This window comes from Labrys sp. WJW, from assembly GCF_001676615.1.
In the GTDB taxonomy this organism is placed as follows: domain Bacteria; phylum Pseudomonadota; class Alphaproteobacteria; order Rhizobiales; family Labraceae; genus Labrys; species Labrys sedimenti.
Genome location: NZ_LYXZ01000050.1, coordinates 1 through 26549 on the forward strand (window position 1 = coordinate 1; position 26549 = coordinate 26549).

General features: G+C 63.4%; 18 protein-coding genes and 4 riboswitches. Of the genes, 7 read left to right on the plus strand and 11 right to left on the minus strand.

From position 1 onward, the window contains the following. Positions 1 to 21 precede the first annotated feature (21 nt). From BA190_RS26210 to metE, 6 genes are all read right to left on the minus strand, one after another. Positions 22 to 324 (minus strand): hypothetical protein, encoded by a 303-nt coding sequence (locus tag BA190_RS26210; RefSeq protein ID WP_068294817.1) that lies wholly within the window; start codon positions 322 to 324, stop codon positions 22 to 24. Position 325: 1 nt separating this feature from the next. After that, positions 326 to 1414 (minus strand): hybrid-cluster NAD(P)-dependent oxidoreductase, encoded by a 1089-nt coding sequence (locus BA190_RS26215; RefSeq protein ID WP_068294820.1) that lies wholly within the window; start codon positions 1412 to 1414, stop codon positions 326 to 328. A 229-nt stretch (positions 1415 to 1643) separates the two neighbouring features. Beyond that, complete coding sequence (locus BA190_RS26220; RefSeq protein WP_068294823.1) at positions 1644 to 2888, minus strand: aromatic ring-hydroxylating dioxygenase subunit alpha; 1245 nt, start codon at positions 2886 to 2888, stop codon at positions 1644 to 1646. 116 nt (positions 2889 to 3004) lie between these two features. Next, a riboswitch (cobalamin riboswitch) is annotated at positions 3005 to 3210 on the minus strand. A 381-nt stretch (positions 3211 to 3591) separates the two neighbouring features. Further along, entirely contained in the window at positions 3592 to 4707 is a 1116-nt protein-coding gene (locus tag BA190_RS26225; RefSeq protein WP_068295015.1) for a ribonucleotide-diphosphate reductase subunit beta, read from the minus strand. A 25-nt stretch (positions 4708 to 4732) separates the two neighbouring features. Beyond that, a complete protein-coding gene (locus tag BA190_RS26230) occupies positions 4733 to 7645 on the minus strand; it encodes a ribonucleoside-diphosphate reductase subunit alpha (protein WP_068294826.1) in 2913 nt (970 codons plus the stop codon). Positions 7646 to 7752: 107 nt separating this feature from the next. Continuing rightward, positions 7753 to 7972: riboswitch (cobalamin riboswitch) on the minus strand. Positions 7973 to 8074: 102 nt separating this feature from the next. Beyond that, a complete protein-coding gene (gene metE, locus BA190_RS26235; RefSeq protein WP_068294829.1) occupies positions 8075 to 10444 on the minus strand; it encodes a 5-methyltetrahydropteroyltriglutamate--homocysteine S-methyltransferase in 2370 nt (789 codons plus the stop codon). Between the two features lie 262 nt (positions 10445 to 10706). Beyond that, positions 10707 to 10904: riboswitch (cobalamin riboswitch) on the minus strand. A 90-nt stretch (positions 10905 to 10994) separates the two neighbouring features. Continuing rightward, a riboswitch (cobalamin riboswitch) is annotated at positions 10995 to 11188 on the plus strand. Between the two features lie 112 nt (positions 11189 to 11300). On the opposite strand from metE, the gene BA190_RS26240 reads away from it, so the two are divergent. From BA190_RS26240 to BA190_RS26250, 3 genes are all read left to right on the plus strand, one after another. After that, positions 11301 to 13223: a TonB-dependent siderophore receptor gene (locus tag BA190_RS26240; RefSeq protein ID WP_068294832.1), complete on the plus strand. Its 1923-nt coding sequence runs from the start codon at positions 11301 to 11303 to the stop codon at positions 13221 to 13223. A gap of 269 nt (positions 13224 to 13492) precedes the next feature. Next, positions 13493 to 15130, plus strand: coding sequence for a fumarate hydratase (locus BA190_RS26245; RefSeq protein WP_068294835.1), 1638 nt, complete (start codon positions 13493 to 13495; stop codon positions 15128 to 15130). A 363-nt stretch (positions 15131 to 15493) separates the two neighbouring features. After that, positions 15494 to 16669: a porin gene (locus tag BA190_RS26250; RefSeq protein WP_068294838.1), complete on the plus strand. Its 1176-nt coding sequence runs from the start codon at positions 15494 to 15496 to the stop codon at positions 16667 to 16669. Between the two features lie 70 nt (positions 16670 to 16739). On the opposite strand, the gene BA190_RS26255 is transcribed toward BA190_RS26250, so the two are convergent. Then, positions 16740 to 17657: an NAD(P)-dependent oxidoreductase gene (locus BA190_RS26255; RefSeq protein ID WP_068294841.1), complete on the minus strand. Its 918-nt coding sequence runs from the start codon at positions 17655 to 17657 to the stop codon at positions 16740 to 16742. A 316-nt stretch (positions 17658 to 17973) separates the two neighbouring features. Between BA190_RS26255 and recA the strand changes: the two genes are divergently transcribed. The 4 genes from recA (at position 17974) to BA190_RS26275 (ending at position 23038) form a co-directional block, all read left to right on the plus strand. Continuing rightward, positions 17974 to 19047, plus strand: a complete 1074-nt coding sequence (gene recA, locus BA190_RS26260; RefSeq protein ID WP_068294844.1) for a recombinase RecA — start codon at positions 17974 to 17976, stop codon at positions 19045 to 19047. A gap of 317 nt (positions 19048 to 19364) precedes the next feature. Then, positions 19365 to 22016, plus strand: a complete 2652-nt coding sequence (gene alaS / locus BA190_RS26265) for an alanine--tRNA ligase (RefSeq protein ID WP_068294847.1) — start codon at positions 19365 to 19367, stop codon at positions 22014 to 22016. A gap of 4 nt (positions 22017 to 22020) precedes the next feature. Next, positions 22021 to 22209, plus strand: coding sequence for a hypothetical protein (locus BA190_RS26270; protein WP_068294850.1), 189 nt, complete (start codon positions 22021 to 22023; stop codon positions 22207 to 22209). 37 nt (positions 22210 to 22246) lie between these two features. Then, entirely contained in the window at positions 22247 to 23038 is a 792-nt protein-coding gene (locus BA190_RS26275; protein WP_068294853.1) for an arginine deiminase family protein, read from the plus strand. Positions 23039 to 23178: 140 nt separating this feature from the next. Here the strand turns inward: BA190_RS26275 and BA190_RS26280 are convergent, their stop codons facing one another. The 4 genes from BA190_RS26280 to BA190_RS26295 all read right to left on the minus strand — a co-directional run bounded on the left by BA190_RS26280 (position 23179) and on the right by BA190_RS26295 (position 26418). After that, entirely contained in the window at positions 23179 to 23907 is a 729-nt protein-coding gene (locus BA190_RS26280) for an ABC transporter permease subunit (protein ID WP_068294857.1), read from the minus strand. A 2-nt stretch (positions 23908 to 23909) separates the two neighbouring features. Beyond that, entirely contained in the window at positions 23910 to 24590 is a 681-nt protein-coding gene (locus BA190_RS26285) for an ABC transporter permease (protein ID WP_181161172.1), read from the minus strand. A 121-nt stretch (positions 24591 to 24711) separates the two neighbouring features. Continuing rightward, positions 24712 to 25488 carry a transporter substrate-binding domain-containing protein gene (locus BA190_RS26290; RefSeq protein ID WP_082980050.1) on the minus strand — a complete coding sequence of 259 codons (777 nt, stop codon included), beginning with the start codon at positions 25486 to 25488 and terminating at the stop codon, positions 24712 to 24714. Between the two features lie 129 nt (positions 25489 to 25617). Beyond that, a complete protein-coding gene (locus BA190_RS26295; RefSeq protein ID WP_068294866.1) occupies positions 25618 to 26418 on the minus strand; it encodes an ABC transporter ATP-binding protein in 801 nt (266 codons plus the stop codon). Positions 26419 to 26549 lie beyond the last annotated feature (131 nt).

Consider the following 26549-nt stretch of genomic DNA (forward strand, 5'->3'; position numbering starts at 1 on the left):
GCGGACGTCTCGTCCGCCTCTTCAGGCATCAATACGCCGCCGCCGACCACGTTGTCGGCCGGCATGGTCCCTGATCTCGTCGAGCAGGGTGCTTAAATGCGGCAGCAGCGGATTGTCCGTGGTCGCGGCCTCGAGCAACAGGACTTTCAGATCGGCCGCTTCCCTGGCGAGGTCAACGCCGTCTTCGCGGCTGAGGATCCAGGCCAGCAGGAGGGTTCTGGCCCGTTCCTCCGGCAAGGCCGGACCGTCGTCCCGTGTAGCTTTCAGGATGGAATGCACGATGGCGGCATCGACATCGACGGTGTTGTGCGTGGCGATCGTCATCTCAAGCCTCGATCTCGATGCGGCCGAGCGGCCTCGTGCAGCAGGCCAGCACGAGGCCGGCCGCGATTTCCTCCTCGCGAATGCCGCCCTGGTGGGTCATCGCGGTCTGCCCCGACAGGCATTGCACCTTGCAGGTGCCGCACAGGCCCATGGTGCAGCCAGTCGGAATGTTGAGGCCGGCGCTGCGGGCGAGCTGAAGAATGGTGTCGCGGCTGGAGGCCGGCACCTCGATGCCGGATTTGGTGAAGGCCACGCTGGCTTCGCCGGCGAGAGCCTCGTCCGTCCCGATTTCCTCTGCCGGCGCTTCGGTCGGCTGGAAGCTTTCCTCATGATAGCGGCGCATGTCGTAGCCATTGGCTTCAAGCATGTCCTTGACCGCAGCCATGAAGGGCGCTGGACCGCAGCAGAACACCTCGCGTTCCCTGAAGTCCGGTGCGATCAGGCGTAGCGCCGGGGCGTTGAGCCGACCCTGGAAACCGGTCCAGGCCTCTTGAGCTTCTGTTTCCTCCACGATCCAGGCGAGGCGCAGGCGCGGCATGCGCCCGGCCATGCGCTCCAGTTCCTGCCGGAAGATGATCTCGCTCGGCCGGCGCGCGCAATTGACGAAGGCGATATCATCAGCACTGCCATGGTCCTCGGCAAAGCGGGTCATCGACATCATCGGGGTGATGCCCGACCCGGCCGAGATGAACAGGTACTTCTCCGCCGGATGGCGGTGAAAAGTGAAGTGTCCGAGCGGGCCATAGGCCTTCAGCCTTGCGCCGGGCTTGAGATTGTCCAGCATCCAGCGCGTGCCGATGCTGGAAGCCTGCGCCTTGGCGGTGACGCTGATCGAGAGCGGGCGCGAGGGGCTCGAGGACAAGGTATAGGTACGCAGCACCGGCCCTGTCTCGGCCGGGATCTCCAGCGTGATGAACTGGCCCGGTTCGTAGCGAAACCAGCCCTGTTCGGCAGCTCGGAAGGTGAAGGTCGCGACATCGCGGCCCTCATGGATGATGGAAACACATTCGAGCGCCTGGCTCTGATCGTTCCAGGGCGGCGTTTCGTCGATATGCCTGAACTTCGCCAGGGTTGCGGAGGACGACGGCATGGTGTCTACCTTTGTATATATCGGTTTCGCAGGCACCCTCTCCGGCTGGGGGAGGCGGGTGTTCCGGATAGAATTCGGATGTGTCTTGGGGAGCGCGACCTTTGTCATTGCCGGGCTTGATCCGGCAATCCAGCTGCGAACCCGATTGCGCCGGTGGCTTCTGGATAGCCGGGTCAAGCCCGGCTATGACAAACTGGAACGCTCCCCACCTGAATGGACTGTAGGGACACTAGGCCACGCTGCGCAGACGGACGCTGTCGCCACCGAGCGCTGCTTCCATGGCGTTGCGATACCACTCGACGAACTGCATCACGCCGCCTTCGTGCTCGGGGGCGTAGGGGCCGGGCGTGTAGACGGGCGAGGAGACGCCGAGTTGGTTCTCCTCGACGATCTGGCGGTCCTGGTCGTTGGTCATCTGCCAGACATGGGTAAGTTCATCGAGGTCGTAGTCGACCCCCTCGACGGCATCCTTGTGCACCAGCCATTTGGTGGTGACCTGTGTTTCCCTCGGCCCGATCGGAAGCACGCGGAAGCTCACGGCGTGGTCGCCCAGCACATGGTTCCAGGTGGTGGGGTAGTGGAAGAGCAGGAGGGCGCCGATATTGCCTTCCTCGATCGTAGGGCTGAGTGGTCGCTGCACGGCCGGCTTGCCGGACATCGTGTAGCTGATGGCATTGCGCAACAGCGGCATGCGCGCCATGCGGAACTGGCCGTCACCGGAAATGCTGAAAGTGCTGGGCAGGCCGGCTTCCTCGCAGCGCCGCCAATGCTGGCCGATGAGCGGATCCTTGTCGGCGCCCTGCACGCCCGTCACCGTCGGGGCCTCGGGGAAGGTACGGCAAAGCTCGGGATGGTTGCCCGCGCAATGATAGCATTCGCGGTTGTTCTCCCAGACCAGCTTCCAATTGCCCTTCTCGACGATGGTGCTCTCGAAGGCCACCTTGGCGTTCTTCAGGCCATGCGGTGCCAGATAGGGCATGGCGCCGGCACGGAAGGTCTCGAAATCCGGCGCCTCCTTGGAGAGGCAGATCCAGATATAGCCGGCCACGCTCTCGCAATGGACCGGCTTGAGCCCATATTGCGTCGCGTCGAAGCCCGGCCCCATGTCGCGGGCGAACAGCAGGCGGCCGTCGAGTTCGTAGGTCCATTGATGATAGGGGCAGACCAGCTTGGCGACGCTGCCGCTTGTCGCTGCGCACAGCCGCGATCCCCGGTGCCGGCAGGAATTGTGAAAGGCGCGGATGGCGCCGTCGCCGGAGCGCAGCACGATCACCGGATAGTCGCCGACCTGGAGGGTGAAATAGCTGCCTGGCTTGCCAAGTTCGCAGTCATGGCCGGCGAACAGCCATTCGCGATACCAGATGTTCTCCATATCGAGCTTGAAGAATTCCGGATCGGTGTAGAATTTGCCCTCGAGCGTGGTGCCCGATTGATGGGTCCGGAGGCGGCCCAGCATGTCCTGATGCGCTGTCATGTCAAAATCCCGCGTGACAACCAATGCATTGACTTGGCAGCGGGATGGGAAAGCGGATCGGGGCTCTGCGCCGATACAAGGGCACAGCCGAACCTCCTTCCGGAACGCCCACCGCGTCCGTCGGTTTTCATCGGGGCTGGTTTCCGGGCTCAGGAGCAGCCTTCCGGCCCGATCGCGACGCCTTCCCAGGTCTTCCCGACCCAGTGGCACGTGCCGCGATCTTCTCCTCTACCGTTGCGGGGGCAGCGCCGGATTTGGACCGGCTTCCCAATTCTCCGGGCCGCCTTGGGAGCGGACCGGCACCTCGAATGAGAATTAGAATACATCGAGTCGGCGCGCCGACTAGAGGCGATGCGACGGATGATGGTGTGTTCAGGACATTGTTATCGAGGGCTTTGGGAGGGCAGGTCGGGAAGGGGATAGCGAATGTCCGTCATTCCCCGCCTGGCGGGGGATGATGGAGCAAGCAGTCCCACTTCATTGGAGGCGTTGGGATCTGAAATCTGGATGGGGCAGTGCAACCCCTCATCCGCCTGCCGGCACCTTCTCCCGCAAGGGGAGAAGGTGATCATTTCGGCAGGCGTAGCGCTACCCGCTCGCCTTCTCCCCTTGCGGGAGAAGGTGCCCCGAAGGGGCGGATGAGGGGTCACGATGCCCCATCCAGCTTTCCCCAGCTCGTTGCTAATACCTTAAACGCCTGCCTTTAATCCCAGCTCAGTGCACCGCCGTTCTGGTATTCGATGACGCGCGTCTCGAAGAAGTTCTTCTCCTTCTTCAAGTCCATCGCCTCGCTCATCCAGGGGAAGGGGTTCTCGATATCAGGGAACACCGGCATGAGGCCGAGCTGGGCGCAGCGCCTGTTGGCGATGAAATGCATATATTGTTCGCAGGACACCGCGTTGAGGCCGAGAAATCCGCGCGGCATGGTGTCCCGGCCATAGGCGGCCTCCAGTTCTGCAGCTTCACGGATCATCTGCTGGAGATCGGCCTGGAAGGTGAGGGTCCATAGGTGCGGGTTCTCGATCTTGATCTGGTTGATCACGTCGATGCCGAAGTTCAGATGGATGCTCTCGTCGCGCAGGATGTACTGATACTGCTCGGCGATCCCCACCATCTTGTTGCGGCGGCCGAGCGAGAGGATCTGGGCAAAGCCGGTGTAGAACCACATGCCCTCGAAGATGACGTAGAAGGCGACGAGATCGCGCAGGAAGGCCTGGTCGGCATCCGGCGTACCGGTCTTGAAATCGGGATCGTCGAGATGCCGGGTGTGCTTGAGGGCCCAAGCCGCCTTGTCGGTGATCGAGGGCACCTCGCGATACATGTTGAAGAGTTCGCCTTCGTCGAGCCCGAGGCTCTCGACGATATATTGGAAGGTATGGGTGTGCACCGCCTCCTCGAAAGCCTGGCGCAGCAGATATTGCCGGCATTCGGGGTTGGTGAGGTGGCGGTAGATCGCCAGCACGATGTTGTTGGCGACCAGGCTCTCGGAGGCGGCGAAGAAACCGAGATTGCGCTTGAGCATGCGCCGCTCGTCCTCGGTCAGGCCGTCACGCGACTTCCACAGCGCGATGTCGGCCTGCATCGACACCTCGGTCGGCATCCAGTGGTTGTTGCAGCCGGCGAGATATTTCTCCCACGCCCATTTGTATTTGAGCGGCAGGAGCTGGTTCACATCGGCGCGGGCATTGATCATCCGCTTCTCGTCGACCGTGACGCGGCCGCCCTTGCGGTCGATCGCGCCAAGGCCGGTCGCATCTGCTGCGCCCTGCGGCAGGGGAAGCTGGGTTGCGGGCGAGGTGGTTTCGGACCAGTCGAGCATCGTCATTGTTCTCTACTCCTTCGGCTCACTGGCAGGCCTCGCAGTCGGGATCGTGGATGGAGCAGGCCTTGCCCCAAGCTTCCGACGCAGGCAGGTCCGGCTGCGTTTCGACCAGGATCGGTGCGGCCGCTTGCGGCACCGTGGCGGAGACGGCATTGAGCTTGCCGTCGGTGCCCTTCAGCGTCGATTTCTCGACATGGGTGGCCGACCGCGAGCGCAGGTAATAGGTCGTCTTCAGGCCGCGCTTCCAGGCCAGGCGGTAGAGCGTATCGAGCTTCTTGCCGGAGGGATTGGCGATATAAAGGTTGAGCGATTGGGCCTGGTCGATCCACTTCTGCCGGCGGGCCGCCGCCTCGATCAGCCAGGCGGTGTCGATCTCGAAGGCAGTGGCGTAGAGAGCCTTGAGATCCTCCGGGATGCGATCGATCTGGCCGAGGGAACCGTCGAAATATTTGAGATCGGAGATCATCACCTCGTCCCACAGGCCGCGCGCCTTGAGGTCGTGGACCAGGGCCGAGGTGACCACCGTGAAATCCCCCGACATGTTCGATTTCACGAACAGGTTCTGATAGGCCGGCTCGATCGACTGCGAAACGCCGCAGATGTTGGAGATTGTCGCCGTCGGCGCGATCGCCATGGTGTTGGAATTGCGCATGCCGACCGCCTTCACGCGCTCGCGCAGAACGTCCCAGGGCAGGGTCGTGCCGGTATCGAATGCCGCGTTGTCGCGCGTCTCGGCCAGCAGGCCGACCGAGTCGATCGGCAGGATGCCCTGCGACCACAGCGAGCCGTCGAAGCTGGGATAGCGCCCGCGTTCGGCTGCCAGATCGACGGAGGCGGAGATGGCGTGGAACGACACCGCTTCCATGCTCTCGTCGGCGAAGCGCACGGCGGCATCGGAGGCATAGGGCAGGCGCAGGCTCTGCAGGGCATCCTGGAAGCCCATGATCCCCAAGCCGACGGGCCGGTGCCTGAGGTTGGAGCGCCGCGCCTCGGGAATGGTGTAGAAATTGATGTCGATGACGTTGTCGAGCATGCGCATCGCCGTCGTCACCGTCGCCTTGAGCTTGTCGAACATCAGCCCGTCGGCATCGACATGGGCGGCGAGGTTGACCGAGCCGAGATTGCACACGGCCACCTCGTCATGGGAGGTATTCAGCGTGATCTCGGTGCACAGGTTCGAGGAATGCACCACGCCGATGTGCCGCTGGGGCGAGCGGATGTTGCAGGGATCCTTGAACGTGATCCAGGGATGCCCGGTCTCGAACAGCATGGTCAGCATCTTGCGCCACAGGTCCAGGGCGCGGACCTGCCTGAAGACCTTGAGCTCGCCGCGCGCCGCGCGCGCCTCGTGCGCCTCATAGGCGGCCTTGAAGGCGGGGCCGTAGAGATCGTGCAGATCCGGCGTTTCGTCGGGTGAGAACAGGGTCCAGGGACCGTCCTGTTCGACACGCTCCATGAACAGGTCAGGCACCCAGTTGGCGGTGTTCATGTCATGGGTGCGGCGGCGATCGTCCCCGGTGTTCTTGCGCAGATCGAGGAACTCCTCGATGTCGACATGCCAGGTCTCCAGATAGGCGCAGACCGCGCCCTTGCGCTTGCCGCCCTGGTTGACGGCGATGGCGGTGTCGTTGGCGACCTTAAGAAAGGGCACCACGCCCTGGCTCTCGCCATTGGTGCCTTTGATATGGGCGCCGAGGCCGCGCACATTGCTCCAGTCATTGCCGAGGCCGCCGGAATATTTGGCGAGCAACGCATTGTCCTTCACCGCCTTGAAAATGCCTTCGAGATCGTCGGACACCGTGGTCAGGAAGCAGGAAGAGAGCTGGGCGCGCAGCGTGCCCGAATTGAACAGGGTGGGCGTCGAGGCCATGAAGTCGAAGGAGGAGAGAAGATCGTAGAACTCGATGGCGCGGCCTTCCCGGTCGATTTCGCGCAGGGCCAGGCCCATGGCCACGCGCATGAAGAAGGCCTGCGGCAGCTCGAAGCGCGTGCCGCGCACATGCAGGAAATAGCGGTCATAGAGCGTCTGCAAGCCGAGATAATCGAACTTGAGGTCGCGCTCGGGCTTGAGGGCGGCGGCAAGGCGGGCGAGGTCGAAGCGTCCAAGCTCCGGGTCGAGCAATTCGTTGGCGATGCCGACGCTGATATAATCGTGGAAATATTCGGCGTAGCGGCTCGCCATCTCGGCCTGCGTCGCCTGTTCGGGATGGCCTCCGACGAAGCTCAGCGCTTCGCGGCGCAGCTTGTCGTTGAGGAGCCGGGCGCTGACCTTGGCGTAATCGGGTTCCGTCTCGATCAGGGTGCGGGCGGCGAGGATCGGCGCAAGCGCCAGTTCGTCCTGGCTGATGCCGTCATAGAGGTTGCGCTGGGTCTCGTTCAGCACGGTTTCGGCATGGGTGTCGGCAAGGCCTGCACAGGCCTCGCGCACCAGGGTGGCAAGGCGCGCCCGGTCGAGGGGCTGCAAAGTGCCATCCGCCGTCTTCATGCGCAGGGCAGGAGTGGCGGCAGCCTGTGCCTCGGCCTTGGCGGCACGCTCCTGGGCCCGCTCTTGGGCGTGCTGTTCGCGATAGAGCACATAGGCGCGCGCCACCTTGTGGTGCTCGCCGCGCATCAGGGCGAGTTCCACCTGATCCTGGATATCCTCGATATGGAAGGTGCGGCCGGCATCGGCACGGCGGGTCAGGCCGGCGACGATCTGGGCCGTGAGCTCGGCGACGATGTCATGCACCCGGCGCGAAGCGGCAGCGCTGTTCCCCTCGACGGCGAGAAAGGCCTTGGTCAGGGCCACTGCGATCTTCGAAGCATCGAAAGGCGTGACGCTGCCATTGCGGCGAATGACCTGGTAGCCGGGTTCGGATGCCGGGGACGCCTTGTCGGCGCCGGTACCTGGAAAAGGCTTCCTTGTGGTCGTGGCAGTTTCGAGATCAAGAGACATTCGGCAAACCCCAATATGTTGGAGGCTTGGGCCGAGGAGCGCATTCCGCGCCGACGCAGGATGACGCGCCGCGAGCAAGGCGATCCGTCGGGGCACCCCGCCCGAGGAAACGATACGCATCCACAGGCAGGTCTCCTGGCTCGCGGGTCGTCGCGGACTGCCTGCCTTCCCGGGGAGGGCGGGGTAAACCCACCTCTCGGCCAGTGGCCAATCGACAGCCGCTCTCAGCTTACAGTTGCGGGGGCAGCCCCGGCTTTGCCCTAAGGGCTACCGGATTCCCTCTTAGCGCCGGAGGCGAATCCGGCGACCTGTGAATACCGTATCTAGTATGCTTTGGTGTCTATGTGTCAATAGATGGTGTGTGTCGCCCTTTTATTCAATGGGGACAGAGTATGCCGGGGCACAAATTTCGTGCCCCGGCATCCTTTTTCAGGCGGATGTCGCCGCCCGCGCCGGGGTGGTCTCCTCACGAAGTTGACGGGCGGCAACAACCATGTTGGCGAGAGCCGGCCGGACTTCCGCCCAGCTGCGGGTCTTCAGGCCGCAATCGGGATTGACCCAGAGCTGGTCGCCGGCGATCCGTTCCTGCGCCTTGGTGAGGAGGTCGCGCATTTCAGCCACGCCGGGGCAGCGGGGAGAGTGGATGTCGTAGACGCCGGGGCCGATCTCGTTGGGATAGCGATAGGCCCGGAACGCATCGAGCAGCTCCATTCTGGACCGGGCAGTCTCGATCGAGATCACATCCGCATCCAGGCCGCCGACGGCATGGATGATGTCGTTGAACTCCGAGTAGCACATATGGGTGTGGATCTGGGTGGCATCGTCGACGCCCGAGGAGGTAAGACGAAAACACGCGACCGCCCAGGCAAGATAGGCCTCCTTTTCGGCGTGCCTGAGGGGCAGCCCTTCGCGAATGGCCGGCTCGTCGATCTGGATGATGCGAATGCCGGCCTGTTCGAGATCCCCGACCTCGTCGCGCAAGGCGAGAGCGATCTGCCGGCAGACCTGTTCGCGCTCAATGTCGTCCCGCACGAAGGACCATTGCAGCATGGTGACCGGCCCGGTGAGCATGCCCTTGACGGGACGCCTGGTGAGGGACTGGGCAAAGCGCGCCCAATCCACCGTCATGGGTCGGGGACGCGAGACGTCGCCATAGATGATCGGCGGGCGCACGCAGCGCGAGCCGTAGCTCTGCACCCAGCCGTGCCCGGTGAAGGCGTAGCCGGCCAGTTGCTCGCCGAAATACTGCACCATGTCGTTGCGTTCGAATTCGCCGTGCACGAGGACGTCGAGGCCGATCTCTTCCTGCCAGGCGATGGCCTGCGCCGTCTCCTGGCGCAGGAAGCCGTGATAATCGGCATCACCGATCCGGCCCTTTGCATGGTCCGCGCGTGCTTTGCGCACGGCGTCGGTCTGGGGGAAGGAACCGATCGTGGTGGTGGGAAATGACGGCAGGCCAAGCCATTCCTGGGCGCGACGGCGTAGCGGGTAGGGATGCTGGCGTTCGTGCATGGCCGGTGTGATCGCGGCCATGCGATCGGCGACGGCCGGATTGTGTATACGATCGGATACACGGCGGGCGCCAGCGGCCGCGTCCGAGCTGCCAAGCGCTTCGCCGACGGCTTTGCGACCATCGACCAGCGCAGTCGCCAGGGTTTTGAGTTCGCCGATCTTCTGCACCGCAAAGGCGAGCCACTTGCCCAGCTCGGGGTCGAGTTCCGTTTCCAGCGCAAGGTCATAGGGCACGTGCAGCAGGGAGCAGCTGGGAGCCAGCACCACGCGATGCGCGCCGAGAGCCGCGACATCGGGCTCGATCCTGTCGAGAAGGGTGGTCAGGTCGCTGCGCCAGACATTGCGGCCGTCGATCACGCCCAGCGACAACACCTTGTCGGCGGGTGCTTGCTCGACCGCTCGCCCGAGCTGTTCCGGTGCCCTTGCCAGGTCGAGATGCAGGCCGGCTGCCGGAAGGGCGAGTGCCAGATCGAGATTGTCGCCCAGGCCGCCGAAATAGCTCGCCACCATGATCTTGAGATCGGAGACTGTACCGGCCAGGACATCGTAGGTCTGACGCAGCGCCGTGCGTGTCCGCTCGTCGAGATCGAGCACCAGGCAGGGCTCGTCGAGCTGCACCCAGTCGGCACCGGCCGCGGCCAGCCTGCGCAGGATCTCGGCATAGACGGGCAGAAGCCCGGGCAGGAGGGCGAGCGGATCGAAGCCGGTATCCTTGCCCTTGCCGAGCAGCAGATAGGTCACCGGCCCGATGAGGACGGGGTGGGTGTGGAAGCCGAGCGTAGCGGCTTCCGTGAATTCGTCGATGGGCTTGGTCGAGGCGAGCTCGAAGGCCTGGCCGCGGCGAAATTCGGGAACCATGTAATGGTAGTTGGTGTCGAACCATTTGGTCATTTCGAGCGCGGGAATCCCGCCGCCGTGGCCGTCATGGCTGCAGCCCGTATTGCCTCGATCATCGTGGTCGCGACCATCATGGCCGTGGCTGCCGCGCGCCATGGCGAAGTAGGTGGCAAGCGAGACCGGGCCGCCTTCCCAGCCATAGTGGCGGGGAATGGCGCCGACCGTCGCACTCATGTCGAGGACCTGGTCGTAGAGCGAGAAATCATTGGACGGGATATGGGTGACACCGAGCAGGCTCTGCCGGGCCCAGTTGCTGGCGCGCAGCTGGGCGGCCGTCGAGAGCAGGGCGGCTTCGTCCTGCTTTCCGGCCCAGAAAGCCTCCAGGGCCGTCTTGAGTTCGCGGCGCGGACCGATGCGCGGCGTGCCGAGTGTCGAGATTGGAATGGACATGCGTGTCTCCTGCCGGTGACCGATGGGTCCCGGTTTGCGGTGAATGGAAGAGGGGAGCGGAGCATCGGCGTGCCGTTAGGGCACGCCGCAACGCATTCGTCGTCGGGCAGCCGGATTGGCCGCGCCTTCACGCATGACGGCAGTTTGAAGCTTGAACATCGGCAGACCCCATGAAGAACTGGGGGCAAAGGCCGTACGGGAGCGCATGACCTGCCAGGAAGTCTGGCTCTGGTCACGCAACCACCGGGACACCCCGCCCGAGGACGTTTACGTTCGTCGGGGCAGGTCTCCTGGCTCACGGGTCACCGGGCCTGCCCGCCTTCCCACCCGCGAAAAGCAGGCAGTGGCATGATGAGCAAGCTCTCGCCGTCTACAGTTGCGGGGGCAGCGCCGGCATCGCACCGGCTTCCCTCTTAGCTTCCATCACGAGGATGGAAGAACCTCGACCACGCGAGCAGACGCCAAGGCACGCTGAAAGTCAAGGCCGATATAAAGACATGTTTATATAGGTATTACATCTCTGGCGAGTTGACGGCGCGGGCCGATCCGATTACGGCGTCGATGTGACGGTTCCTTTCGAGGATCAAATGGGAACGCGACGAGGGCCGATGCCCGAAGCGCGGCTGCCCCCGCAACTGTGAGCGGTGAGTTCCTGCCAGAACGGCCACTGGATCGCGATCCGGGAAGGCGGCAGGGGACGGCGATCCGCCAGCCAGGAGACCTGCCGTCAGCCGTGGTCACGCGCGACGACATCGGGCGGGGTGTTCCGATGGAAGCCGAACCGTTTGCGCCTCCGAGCATGACGGTGCGGGCCTCCTCGCGGTGATGGCCACTGGACGTCGCGACGAGGTCTGACGTGATCAATCGTTTCCCTGCAGCCGCATTGCCCGGTCTCGGGCTTGTGCTTTTGGCTTCCCTTGCCGCCTTGCCGACCCTTCCAGCCCGGGCACAGCCGGCGGCGGGCGACGAGCCGATCGAACTCGATCCCGTCGTCGTGACGGGCGCCCCGACGCCGGCCAGCCAGCTCGGCAGCACGGTCACGGTCATCACGGCCGAGGAGATCGAGAAGGGGCAGCGCCGCACGGTAAGCGATGTGCTGGCCACCGTGCCCGGCCTCAATCTCGTGCAGGCAGGCGGTCCGGGCAGCCAGACCGCGGTGTTCATGCGCGGTTCCAACGCCAATCACGTCAAGGTGCTGATCGACGGCATCGATGTCGGCGATCCCGGCAATCCCAACGGTGCCTTCGATTTCGGCAAGTTGCTGGCAGGCGATGTGGAGCGGATCGAGGTGCTGCGCGGCCCGCAAAGCGGCCTCTATGGCGCCGATGCCATTGGCGGCGTGATCGCCGTCACCTCCAGGAAGGGATCCGGCACGCCGAAACTGACGGCCATGCTGGAAGGCGGTTCCTTCGGGACCTTCAACCAGCGCATCGGGCTGAGCGGCTCGCACTCGATGTTCAATTATGCCTTCGGCATCGACCATCTCCGTGCCACGGACACGCCGGTGACGCCGATCGACCTGCTGCCGCCCGGCCAGAGAGCCATCGGCAACCTCTATGACAACAAGGTCTATTCGGCCCGGCTCGGCGCTGATTTTACCGACAATCTCAGCGCCAGCCTGATCGCGCGCTATTCCGATTCGAAGCTCCTGTTCACCGGCGATTCCTTCACCGGGCCGAATGCCCTGCACAGTTCGCAGACCGAAGGGCTTTTCCTCACGCGTGGCGAGGTCGTCTGGCACTCGCTCGATGATCGCTATCGGACCGTCCTGGGCATCGACTATCTCAGGGATCGTCGGCGCAGCGTACCTTCTCCGGAAAACATGACGCCGCCATCGACCAGCATCGGCGAGCGCCTGAAGTTCGACCCGCGCCAGGAGGTCGCAATTACCGATGACCACAAGCTCACTCTCGGGCTGGAGCGCGAGAATTATCGCCTGCAGGCCGAAGACCTGACCGCCTCCAGCGGCAATTCGGCGGCGTTCGCCCAGCTCCAGTCCAACTGGTTCGAGAATTTCTACCTGACCTCGAACCTGCGCTACGACCGCAACGACGATTTCGGCGGCCGTCTGACCTGGCGCGTCGCGCCCGCCTATACGATCGCGGCGACCGGGACCTTGCTGCGTGCGAGCTATGGCACCGGCTTCAAGGCGCCGACCCTCAGCCAACTCTATCGCGATTATCCGCCCTTCTTCTATGCCAACCGCAATCTGAAGCCCGAAGAAAGCAGCGGTTACGACGTCGGCTTCGAGCAGCCCCTGTTCGCAGACCGCCTGCGCATCGGTTCTACCTTCTATTACAACCGCATCCGCAATCTGATCGACTACAACGACACCTTCACCACCAATGTGAATGTCGGCCGGGCCACGACCTATGGCAATGAATCCTTCGTCTCGGTCCGGGTGAACGAGCAGATGTCCTTGAGAGGGGACTATACCTTCACCATCGCCCGCAACGACGTCACCGAAACAAGCCTGTTGCGCCGCCCCAGGCACAAGGCAAGCTTGCAGGTCGACTGGTCGCCGACGGAGGCGCTCAACCTGTCGGCCACGGTGCTCTATGTCGGCTCCTGGATCGACGGCAATCGCAGCTTCTCGATCCCGCGCCTGAAGGCTTCCGGCTATGCGACGGTGAATCTGGCTGCCGACTACAAGGTCGACGAGCGTGCGAGCGTGTTCGCCCGCGTCGACAACCTGTTCGACCGTCGCTACGAGACCCCGGTCGGTTTCCAGCAGCCGGGGCTTGGCGTCTATGGCGGCGTCCGCCTGAGCGCATTCTAGGGCCAATGCGGTCGACTTCAGCGTATTCAAGCTCGCTCGACCTTTGTCATTGCCGGGCTCGACCCGGCAATCCAGCTCCTTGCCTGTTTGCGCGTGACTCCTGGATAGCCGGGACAAGCCCGGCTATGACAAATCGGAGCATGCCCCTTTCTGTGGACTGGAACAATTCCAATTGATCATAGGCAGCGGCGAGAAAAGCGACTACATCAGGGCCAAACTGGCGGTGCCCCGGCCCCGCCTCGGTTCGTCCTGATCCGGAGACCCTCTCCATGCCCGATTCCGCCTCCAATGCCCGCTATCCCCATGTTCCCCTGTTTCCCCTGGGAGCGGACGAGACGCCTTATCGCAAGCTGACCAGCGAAGGCGTGCGGGTCGAGAAGCTCGGCGGCAGCGAGATCCTGCAGGTGGATGGCGAGGCATTGCGGCTTCTGGCCGAGCAGGCCTTCATGGACATCAACCATCTCTTGCGCCCCGGCCATCTCCAGCAATTGCGCAACATCCTCGAGGATCCCGAGGCGACGGACAATGACCGCTTCGTCGCCTATGACCTGCTCAAGAACGCGAATATCGCCGCCGGCGGCGTGCTGCCCATGTGCCAGGATACCGGCACCGCCATCGTGATGGCCAAGAAGGGCCGCAAGGTCTGGACGGATGGCGAGGACGAAGGCGCCATCGCCCAGGGCATCCGCGACGCCTATGAGAAGAAGAACCTGCGCTATTCGCAGCTGGCGCCGCTGTCGATGTTCGAGGAGAAGAACACCAAGACCAACCTGCCGGCGCAGATCGACATTTCGGCGGAAGGGGAGGAGGCCTACAAGTTCCTCTTCGTCGCGAAGGGCGGCGGTTCGGCCAACAAGACCTTCCTCTATCAGGCCACGCCCTCCATCCTCTCCAAGGACCGCCTGGTCGCCTTCCTGAAGGAGAAGATCCTCACGCTCGGCACGGCAGCCTGCCCGCCTTACCATCTTGCGGTGGTGATCGGCGGCACCTCCGCCGAACTCACGCTGAAGGCGGTGAAACTCGCCTCGGCTCGCTATCTCGATACCCTTCCGACCGAAGGTTCCGAGCTCGGCCACGCTTTCCGTGACCTCGAACTCGAGAAGGAAGTCCACAAACTCACCCAGTCGCTCGGCGTCGGCGCCCAGTTCGGCGGCAAGTATTTCTGTCATGACGTGCGCGTCATTCGCCTGCCGCGGCATGGCGCCAGCCTGCCGATCGGCCTCGGCGTGTCCTGCTCGGCCGACCGCCAGGCCATGGGCAAGATCACCCGGGACGGCGTCTTCCTGGAGGAACTCGAGCACAATCCGGCGCGCTTCCTGCCCGAGATCGACGAGAGCAAGCTCGGCGGAGCGGTGGTGAAGATCGATCTCAACCAGCCGATGTCTAATATCCTGGAGACCCTGTCGCGCCATCCGGTGAAGACGCGTGTGTCGCTGACGGGGCCCATCATCGTGGCGCGTGACCTCGCCCATTCCAAGCTGCGCGAACGTCTGGAAGCGGGGGGAGGGCTGCCCGACTACCTCAAGAACCACCCGGTCTATTACGCCGGCCCGGCCAAGACGCCGGCCGGCTATGCCTCCGGCTCGTTCGGCCCAACCACGGCGGGCCGGATGGACAGCTATGTCGACCAGTTCCAGGCGGCGGGCGGCTCGATGGTGATGCTGGCCAAGGGCAACCGTTCCGCCCAGGTCCGCGAGGCCTGCGCCAAGCATGGCGGCTTCTATCTCGGCTCGATCGGCGGCCCCGCCGCACGCCTCGCCCAGGACTGCATCAAGAAGGTCGAGGTATTGGAATATCCAGAACTCGGCATGGAGGCGGTGTGGCGCATCGAGGTCGAGGACTTCCCGGCCTTCATCGTCATCGACGACAAGGGCAATGACTTCTTCAAGGAACTCAACCTGGGCTGAGTTCACGCGCCTGCTTTTTCGGCGAGGCCTCTTCCTGAAAAGGGAGAGGCCTTTTTCATGCACGTTTCGCGTGCTGTTGCGAATTCGCAACTGTCATGGACAAAGCCCTTTTGTGTCAGAACGGTGACTCACCTTAACATTGTGTAATGTCTCGCCTGGGAGGAAAGCTTCGATATCGCGGTGCACAACGACTGCGCCTCTTCGGTATGCCCAATATTGCTTTGCCGGCTTGCCGAAGAGAGAGGCCCTCTTGAAGGGGTCGACTTATGAGATCGGGGTATTTCTATGTCTATTCGTGCAATTTTACTCGGCGCTGGCGCCGGATTTCTTGGCATTTCGGCCGCATCTGCTACAGACTTGCCGATGAGCAAGGGCGAGGCCGTCGAATATGTGAAGGTATGTACGGCGTTCGGTCCGGGCTTTTTCTATATTCCGGGCACCGACACCTGCCTGAAGATCAGCGGCCAGATCCGGGCCGACTATTGGTTTGCGCAGGCGCCCAGCAATGCAACGGGCAAGCGCAACATCAGCCAGACGCAGTTTCGGACCAACGCCCGCATCCGCTTCGATGCGCGCACTCAGACCGACTGGGGCATGCTGCGCTCCTTCTTCGAACTCCAGGCCGAGTCGAATGCGGGGGCGGCCACGCATGACACCTTCCAGGTGCGCCAGGCCTATCTGCAGTTCGGCGGCCTGACGGCCGGTTATGCCTGGTCGCCCTATGCCTTCTACGACCCCAATTATCAGGCCGAGTTCTTCGCGCCCTATTTCGGCGAGCAGGGCCGGCGCAACCTGATCAGCTATACGGCGCAGTTCGACAAGGCTTACGCCACCCTATCGATCGAAGACGGCCGTGATCATCGCGCCAATGCCTCGGTCTACGGAAACAATGTCGTGGTCAATGGCGTCACGGTTGCTGGTGGCGTCGGCGGTGCCCAGATGCCTGATATCGTCGGCGTCGTCGGCTATGACGACAACAAGAACGGCTGGGGCCGTTTCCAGGTGATGGGCGCCCTTCATCAGAACCGCAGCGCAACGGCCGGCTATAGTACGAAGTACGGTTATTCGATCGGTGTTGGCGGCAACGTCAACCTGCCGGTTCTCGAGGGGGCCTACATCGCGGCCGAGGCCAGCTACGCGGACGGCGCCGTAAAATATCTCGGCGTCGGTGGTTCCCAGCCGAATGGCTCGTCCACCCTGGGCTTCGGCGGCGTGGACGCCTACATAACCAACGGCACGATCCATGATCTCGACAGCGCCAAGGGCTTCGCCGTGCAGGGCGAGGCCGGTCTCAACGTGACCAAGAACCTGCAGGCCATTCTGTTCGGCGGCTATCTGCACTTCGACGCACCGCGCATCGCCTCCAACATCACCGACAATTTCAACTACTATGTCGTTGGCGGCCAGGTGAACTACACCGTCGTCAAGGGCTTCATTGCGGGCGCCGAAGTCTGGTACCAGAACAAGGATCCGGAAGGGCTGAACAGCAAGACGGTCGACGCCGTCGGTGCCGGCGTGCGTCTGCGCCGCACCTTCTGATCCGGCCTATACAGGTGGAAACAAGAACGCCGCGCCCGCAAGGGCGCGGCGTTCTGCCTGTGATATCCGGTCAGTTCTGGTTGGCCGGGACGAGATCGGTGCCGTTCAGGCGGCCGATATAGTCGGTGAGCATCGGCACATAGCGCTCGGCGCCGCCGGCGGCCATCGCCACCCCGAACGAGTTCTTCACCGCATTGCCGATCGGATTGACCAGCCCGGCGGCGTCCGCCATCGCCTCCAGATAGGTCAGGTCCTTGAAGGCATTGGCGATGGTGAATTTGTGCGCATTCTCGTCGCCCTCCAGGACCCAGCGTGAGAAGGTCTGGTAGAAGCCGCAATCCATGCGCCCGCCGCGAATGACGCTGTCGAAGCGCTTGGGCGTGATGCCGACCTTCTGCGACAAGGCGAGGGCCTCCGCATAGAGGGCGGCATAGCCCAGCGACACGAAGTTGTTGAGCAGCTTCATGCGATGACCATCGCCCGTGCCGCCGATATGCACGATGCGTCCGGCCCAGGTTGAAATCACCGGCTTGAGGCGCTCGAACAGGGCGTCGCTGGCGCCGATCATGGTGTCGAGCGTGCCTTCCCAGGCCTCCTTTGGCGTGCGGCCGAGCGGAGCATCGGCGTAGTCGATGCCGGCCTCGGCGAGTTCGGCGGCAAGCGCCAGGGTGGAGTTGGGGTCGGAAGTCGAGCAGTCGACGACGACGGAACCAGGCTTCAGGCCGGCCTTCAGCCCGTCAGGGCCCCGTATCAGCGCTTCGACCTGCCGCGAACCGGTGACGCACAGGAAGACGATGCTGGAAGCCGCGCCGACCTCGCGCGGTGTCTTGGCCTCCTTGGCCCCGCGCGCCACCAGATCCTCGACGGGCGCGCGGTTGCGATGCCCCATCACCGTCAGTGCGTAGCCCTTCTCCACGATGTTCTTGGCCATGCCATGGCCCATATAGCCGACTCCGATGAAGCCGACGCTCTCCTGCCTATTCGTCATTGCAATCGTCCCGTTTCCTGTCCCGCATGTCCGGAGCGGGTTGCCGGCGCATCCTGCCGGCAGGGAGTGTGGACGGGGAGGGCCGTGGGGCGCAAGCCTGAACGGCGCAATGGTATGATGATTTATCGCAAGCTCGCCCGGTGATCAGCCTTTGTTAAATAAGAGATTTGAGAACAAAAATAGAACTTGCGTTAACGAGAACAAAATGGGTACATAGCGCCACGGGGCTTCGAATTGCGACAAGATTGCAGCCCGGTGTTGGAAAATGATTGGTCCGGATGACGAATCCGTTCGTGCTTGATAGGGAAACGGGCATATGAGTCAGACGCAGCTGCGCTTGGTCGAAGGAAGCTCCATGGACAAGACGAAGGCGCTCGACGCCGCCCTATCACAGATCGAACGCTCCTTCGGCAAGGGCTCGATCATGCGGCTCGGCAAGGGCACCAAGACGATGGAGGTCGAGGCGATCTCCACCGGTTCTCTCGGTCTCGACATCGCCCTCGGTGTCGGCGGCCTGCCCAAGGGGCGGGTCATCGAGATCTACGGGCCGGAATCCTCCGGCAAGACCACGCTGGCGCTGCACTCCGTCGCCGAAGCCCAGAAGCGGGGCGGTGTCTGCGCCTTCATCGATGCCGAGCATGCGCTCGATCCGGTCTATGCCCGCAAGCTTGGCGTCAATCTCGACGAGTTGCTGATCTCGCAGCCCGACACCGGCGAGCAGGCGCTGGAAATCTGCGACACGCTGGTGCGCTCGGGTGCGATCGACGTGATCGTGATCGACTCCGTGGCGGCGCTGACGCCCAAGGCCGAAATCGAAGGCGAGATGGGCGATGTGCAGCCCGGTCTGCAGGCCCGCCTGATGAGCCAGGCTTTGCGCAAGCTGACGGCCTCGATCGGGCGTTCCAACTCGATGGTGATCTTCATCAACCAGATCCGCATGAAGATCGGCGTGATGTATGGCAGCCCGGAAACCACCACGGGCGGTAACGCCCTGAAATTCTACGCCTCCGTCCGCCTCGATATCCGCCGTATCGGCGCGATCAAGGACAGGGAAGAGGTGGTCGGCAACCAGACCCGCGTGAAGGTGGTCAAGAACAAGGTGGCGCCCCCCTTCAAGCAGATCGAATTCGACATCATGTATGGCGAGGGCGTCTCGAAGGTGGGCGAACTGATCGACCTCGGCGTCAAGGCCGGCGTGGTCGAGAAGTCCGGTGCCTGGTTCAGCTATGAGAGCCAGCGCCTCGGCCAGGGGCGCGAGAACGCCAAGCAGTTCCTCAAGGACAATCCGGACGTTGCCGACAAGATCGAGGGTCAGATTCGCCAGAATGCCGGCCTGATCGCCGAGCGCATCCTCGACAATATCGATCCGGCGGACGCTGGGGACGATTGAGGCTCGTAGCCGCCAGGAGCGGCGAGTGGCGTGCTTGACGAAATAACCCGCCTGTTGGCCCCAACAGGCGGGTTTTTCATGGATGAGCGCCTCGACAGGCCGGAACAGCCTCGCTACAACGCCCCACCACCATGCAAGTTCCTCTTGATCGAGCCATAGGCTCGATCAAGAGGAACTTGCAAGATTTCAAGCACTTGCAGAATATCTCGATATTGCCCATTCGTGGGCAATATCGAGATATTCTGCTTAGGATGCTGGCCAAGCCGACAGGAAGGGACCAGCGAAACAGGCGATTGGGCCAAATAGGCAAATTGGGCATGAGCGGCGTCAACGAGATCCGATCCACCTTCCTCGACTATTTCGTGCGGAACGGCCACGAAGCCGTGGCGTCTTCGCCGTTGGTGCCGCGCAACGATCCGACCCTGATGTTCACCAATGCCGGCATGGTGCAGTTCAAGAACGTCTTCACCGGCATCGAGAAGCGTCCCTATTCGCGGGCCGCGACTTCGCAGAAATGCGTGCGTGCCGGCGGCAAGCACAATGATCTCGACAATGTCGGCTATACGGCCCGGCATCACACCTTCTTCGAGATGCTCGGCAACTTCTCCTTCGGCGACTATTTCAAGGATCGCGCCATCGAGCTCGCCTGGAACCTGATCACCAAGGATTTCGGCCTGCCGGCCTCCAAGCTCCTGGTGACGGTGTTCTCCGAGGATGACGAGGCCCATCGGCTGTGGAAGAAGATCGCCGGCCTGCCGGATGACCGCATCATCCGCATCCCGACCTCGGACAATTTCTGGCGCATGGGCGATACCGGTCCCTGCGGTCCGTGCTCCGAGATCTTCTACGATCATGGCGATCACATCTGGGGGGGCCCGCCTGGTTCGCCGGACGAGGATGGCGACCGCTTCATCGAGATCTGGAACCTCGTCTTCATGCAGTTCGAGGAACTGGTGGGCGGCGAGCGCGTCAACCTGCCTCGGCCCTCGATCGATACCGGCATGGGTCTCGAGCGCATCGCCACCGTGCTGCAGAACAAGCACAACAATTACGACATCGATCTCTTCCAGGCCCTGATCCGTGCCTCGGTCGAGGCGATCGGCGTGCCGGCCGAAGGGCCGGCGCTGGCCAGCCACCGCGTCATCGCCGACCATCTGCGCGCTTCCTCCTTCCTGGTCGCCGACGGTGTGCTGCCCTCGAACGAGGGCAGGGGCTATGTCTTGCGCCGGATCATGCGCCGCGCCATGCGCCATATCTCCCTGCTCGGCGCCAAGGATCCCATCATGTGGAAGCTGGTGCCGGCGCTGGTGCGCGAGATGGGGGCCGCCTATCCCGAACTCGTGCGGGCCGAAGCCCTGATCAGCGAGACGCTGCGCCTCGAGGAGACCAGCTTCCGCCGCACGCTGGAGCGCGGCCTGGCCCTGCTCGATGCGGAGACCGTGAAACTCGGTGACGGCCAGGTCTTCTCGGGCGATGTCGCCTTCACCCTCTACGACACCTATGGCTTCCCGCTCGACCTGACCCAGGACGCATTGCGGGCACGCAACATTTCGGTCGATCTCGAAGGCTACCAGGCCGCCATGCAGCAGCAGAAGGCCAAGGCGCGCGCTGCCTGGGCCGGATCGGGCGATGCCGCCACCGAGACGGTCTGGTTCGGCCTGCGTGAGCAGGTCGGCGCCACCGAATTCCTCGGCTATGAGACGGAGACCGCCGAAGGGGTCGCTTTGGCGCTGGTCAAGGACGGCAAGCCGGTCGACCAGCTGGCACAGGGCGACAAGGGCTTCCTTATCCTCAACCAGACGCCATTCTACGGCGAATCCGGCGGCCAGCAGGGCGATACGGGCATCGTGCAGGCCGGTGGCCTGAAGGTGGCGGTGACCGACACCCAGAAGAAGCTCGGCGATCTCTTCGTGCATGCCGTCACCGTCGAGGAGGGCACGCTCAAGGTTCAGGAGCCGCTCGAACTCGTCGTCGATCACACCCGCCGTTCCGCGATCCGGGCCAATCACTCCGCCACGCATCTCCTGCATGAGGCGCTGCGCCTGACGCTGGGCGATCACGTCGCGCAGAAGGGCTCGCTGGTGGCACAGGATCGCCTGCGCTTCGACTTCTCGCATCCCAAACCGATTTCGGACGAGGAGATCAAGGAGATCGAGGACCTTGCCAATGCCGTCGTGCTCGACAACAGCGAGGTGACCACGCATCTGATGAGCGTGGACGACGCCATCGCGTCCGGTGCGCGTGCGCTGTTCGGCGAGAAATATGGCGACGAGGTTCGCGTCGTCTCGATGGGGCAGCGCCAGCCCGGCTCGAACAAGGCCTGGTCGGTGGAATTATGCGGCGGCACCCATGTGCGGCGCACCGGCGACATCGGCCTGATCCGTATCGTCTCCAACGGGGCCGTGGCCGCCGGCGTACGCCGTATCGAGGCGATGACGGCGGATGCGGCCCGCAGACACCTGGTCAACGAGAGCCGCCTCTTGCAGGGATTGGCCGACGTATTGCGCACGCCCGTGCCGGAGGCAGGCGATCGCCTGGCTACGTTGGTCGAGGAGAACCGCAAGCTCGAACGCGAGCTGACCGAGGCGCGCAAGAAGCTCGCCATGGGTAGCGGCGGAGGCGACAGCGAAATCCGCACGGTCGGCAAGACCCGGCTGCTGGCCAAGGCCGTCACCGGCATCGAGCTGAAGGACCTCAAGGCGCTGGCGGACGAGGGCAAGAAGCAGGTGGGTTCCGGTGTCGTCGCCATCGTGGCGACCTCCGAGGACGGCCGTGCCGGCCTCGTCGTGGGCGTGACGGCGGACCTGACCGGCAGCTTCAATGCCGTCGATCTCGTGCGCAAGGGCTCCGAGGCGCTCGGGGGCAAGGGCGGCGGCGGACGGCCCGACATGGCGCAGGCCGGAGGCCCCGACGGATCCAAGGCCCAAGCTGCCCTCGATGCCATCGCCGCGGCGCTGGCCGAGGCTTAAGGCGATGGCCGAGCCCAACACGCCGAACTGGATGAGGCCGCTCTGGGTCCGCCTGCTGCTCTGTGTGCTGCCCGCGGCTTGGGCCGGGGTGGAGCTCTATAACGGCAACCAGTTCTGGGGCCTGATGTTTGCGGCCGTCGCCGCCTATGGGCTGTGGACCCAGGTCATCCAATATCGTCCGCCGGAAGAGTGAAACCGGCGGACTTCAAACCCTTCCGATCGGAGCGAGCATGAGCGCCTTTCCCGTCTATGCTTTCGACAATGCCATCGTGCGCCTGCCGCCGGCGAGCGTGACCCAGGGCCTGCGGGCCGAGGACCGTGGCGCGCCCACCCATGAGGGTGTCTCGACCGAGCATCGTCTCTATATCGAGGCCTTGCAGGCTGCGGGGGTTGCCGTCGAGGTTCTGCCCGCCCTCGAGACTTTCCCGGATTCGCTGTTCGTCGAGGATCCGGCCTTGGTGTTCCCGGAAGGAGCGATCCTGCTGCGGGTCGGCGCCAAGAGCCGTTTCGGCGAGACGGCCGAGATCGCGCCGGTGCTGCGCGCGCGCTTCGGGAAGGTCCTGACGTTGCAGGGCCCCGGTTTCGTCGACGGCGGCGACGTTCTGGTCACGCCCCAGGCGGTGATGATCGGCCTCTCCGACCGCACTACGAGGGAAGGGGCGGAGGAGTTGATCGCTCTGCTGGCCGAACTCGGCCGCAAGGGTGTCGTCGTCACCACGCCTCCGGGCGTCCTGCATTTCAAGTCCGACTGTTCGCTGCTCGACGACACCACCATGCTGTCGACGGCGCGTCTCGCTGCCTCCGGCGTGTTCGAGGGCATGCGGGTGCTACTGACGCCCGAAGGCGAGGAGGCTGCGGCCAACGCGCTCAGGGTGAATGACCGAGTTTTCGTCGGCATCGACTATCCGCGCACGGCCACCCTGCTCGAAGCCGAGGGCTATAGCGTCGTCCGGCTGCCGACGTCGCAGATCGCCAAGATCGATGCAGGCCTGTCCTGCATGTCGCTGCGCTGGCATACCTGAAATCCGACGTTCGCAAGCAGGGACTTGGAGTGTCGATCTCGGGTCGACATCCTCGGATATGCTGCATCTGTCGGCAGGAAGTTGCCGACCTCGCTCCATCAAGTGCCGGAGCCGTGGTCGGCACTGCGTGATGTGCTGTCTCAGTGCGGTTTCACTGTCTTGGCGAAACCGGCTTCCAGGCGCCGGTAGATGGCTTCGATCACCAGCGTGGTGATGAGATAGCCGATCGCGACCACCAGAAGCGGCGTATAGGTGATCGCCTCGCGCGAGCGAATGATGTTGATCTGGCCCAGCAGATCCTGGACGCTGACCAGATAGGCGAGGGCGGTCGACTTCAGGCAGAGCACGGTCTCGCCGGCAAAGGTCGGCATCATCGCCTGCATGGCGCGGGGCAGCCAGATACGGCGCACCAGCGCAAAGCCGCGAAAGCCATAGGCCCGCGCCGCTTCCAGTTCGCCGCGCGGGACCGACAGCAGCGCGCCGCGCACGACTTCGCCGACATAGCCGCCCACGCTCAGCACCAGCGCGAAGATGACGTAATAATAGCCGTCCTTCAGGACCGGCCAGATGAAGGATTGCCGGATGCCGGGGATGGCGGGAAACAGCGAGCCCAGGCCCTGGTAGTAGACGAACATCTGCACCAGCAGGGGCGTGCCGCGGATGACCGACACGAAGCTGGAGGTGATGGCGTAGATCAGCTTGTTCTTGGAAACCCGGCCGAAGCCGACCAGCACCGCCAGGGGAAAACCGAAGAGCAGCGAGAAGAACAATAGCTTCAGCGTGGTGTAAAAGCCGCTGAGGATGGCCGGCCAATATTTGCCGATCCAGCCGAAATTCTCGAAAAACCAGCTTGCCAGATCCGCGGACATGGTCACCCCAGCTTGGGAGTCCAGCGCCGGATGTGACGCTCGAACATTTTGATGAAGATGTTGGAGAATTGCGTCAGCGCGTAATAGATCGCGCCGCAGAGCAGCAGGAAGGGGAAATACATGCGCGTCGAGGCCGCCGCCTGCACGGCCGTGAAGGTGAGCTCGTTATAGCCGACCACGAAAATCAGGGCCGAATCCTTCAGCATGGTCATCCAGAGATTGGTCAGGCCGGCAAAAGCGAAGGGAATCATCAAAGGCAGGATGACGCGCCGGAACAGGCCGAAGCCATGCATGCCATAGGCGCGGGCCGCCTCGATCTGCCCCTTCGGCAAGGCAAGTACGGCCCCGCGCAGGATCTCCGAGGTATAGGCGCCATTGACCACGCCGAGCACGGTGATGGCGGCGAAGAAGCCGCCGATTCCCAGCGTGCCGTAGCCGAGCCAGGCCATCAGGGCATTGAGCCCCTGCTGACCGGCATAATAGAGGATCAGGATGAGCAGCACCTCGGGCACGGCACGGCAGATGGTGGAATAGCCATTGGCGAGCGCAACCAGCCAGCGCGGCCCGCGCAATTTGGCCCAGGCGACCAGGCCGCCGATGACAAGGCCGGTCAGATAACCGCCGACCGAGATTTCGATGGTGATGACCAGGCCCTGGAGCAACGATACGCCCCATCCGGACATCAGGAGATTCCAGAAAGCTTCCACGCCCGACCCCGCAGGAAGAAAAGGCGCCGGCCCGAATTCTCAGGCCGGCTGGAGAAAGCCCGGTTCAGTTCAGCAGGAGCGAACCGGACTGCCTATCTCACTTCGGCGGCGTGCCGACGTCGTACTTGAAGTATTTCTTCTGGATCGTGTCGAATTCGCCATCGGCATAGACCGCCTTGATGCCGGCATCGAGCTTGGCCTTCAGATCGGTATCCTCCTTGCGGAGGCCACCACCGACACCGGCTTCGAACACAGGATCCTTGGGGAACTGCTTCATCTCGCAGCATTGGCCGTCCTTGCCGGCCAGGAAGTCGTCGAGTGCGGCGGCGTCGGCCATCACCAGGTCAAGACGGCCGGCCGCGAGGTCGGCATTGGCGGCGTCTTGCGTGCCATAGCTCTTGATGTCGGCGTCGGGGTAGGTCTTCTGGACATATTGGGCGTGGATGGTGCTGGTCTGCACGCCGATCGACTTGCCCTTCATGCCCTCCGGCGTGAAGTCGAACTTGTCGGCCTTGTTGCCGATGAATTCGGGGGGCGTGTTGTAGTAGCGGATGGTGAAGCCGATTTGGGCGGAGCGCTCCGGCGTGATCGTCATGGAAGCCCAGATCACGTCGATCTTCTTGGCGATCAGGGCGGGGATGATGCCGTCCCAGGCCGTGGCGACGATCTCGCAATCGAGCTTGGCGGCCTTGCAGACGGCCTTGGCCAGATCGACCTCGAAGCCGACCCACTGGCCGGAGGCATCCTTTGAAGCGAAGGGCGGGTAGGGCTCGGCCGCGACGCTGACCTTGATGGTATCGGCCTGGGCCGAGGCGAAGGCCGCGCCGCAAAAGAAAGCGGTCGCCATAAGGAGTTTGGCGCTGAAGTTTTTCATTTTGGTCCCCTGATAGATAGCTGTTTTTTCTGGATTTTCTTGGATTTTCGTACCTGATGCGCGAGTTCTGGTGCCCTCCTGCCCCCCGAACTTTTCCGTCAAGCGGAAACGCTTGCCTCGCAGGCCGCCCTAGTGCTGGCGCGGCGTGACGAATTGACGGCAACGCTCGCTGTTGGGATTGCCGAACACCTTCTGGGGTGGGCCCTCCTCCTCGACATTGCCGTTGTAGAGATACATCACGTGGTTGGCGACATCGCGGGCGAAGGCCATTTCATGGGTCACCAGCAGCATGGTGCGGCCCTCCGCGGCGAGATCGCGGATGACCTTGAGCACCTCGCCGACCAATTCCGGGTCGAGCGCCGAGGTCGGTTCGTCGAACAGCATCACCTTGGGGCGAATGGCAAGGGCGCGAGCGATCGCTGCGCGCTGCTGCTGGCCGCCGGAGAGAAAGGCGGGATAGACGTCCTTCTTGGCGTAGAGGCCGACCTTGTGCAGCAATTGCTCGGCATGGGCGATCGCCTCGGCCTTGCTTTCGCCGAGAACATGCACCGGTGCTTCGATGACGTTTTCGAGCACCGTGCGGTGCGCCCACAGGTTGAAGCTCTGGAACACCATGCCCAGGCGGCTGCGAATGCGCTGGAGCTGCTTCTGATCGGCGACCGACATGGCGCCATGGCCGTCCGGCTTCAGGCGAATCTCCTCGTTCCCGATCAGGATGCGGCCGGAATTGGGAACCTCAAGCAGATTCGTGCAGCGCAGCATAGTGCTCTTGCCCGAGCCCGATGCTCCGATCAGGGCGATCACGTCGCCTTCATGGGCCGTAAGGGAAACGCCTTTGAGGACTTCCAGGAGGCCGAAACTCTTGTGAATATTGTCGAGTTGAACAACGGGTGTCCGGCTCGCTCCCGCTTGTGGGGCGTCCTCTGGCATAAAGCGACCTCATCTGACGTTCGGTTGCCCAGAACTGTATCAGCCATTTCAGTTTGCACAAGGTGCGGGCAGCCACTCTTGTCGATAACGACATGCTCTGGTCTTTATCCGCTGCATGCGATAGGCAGGTC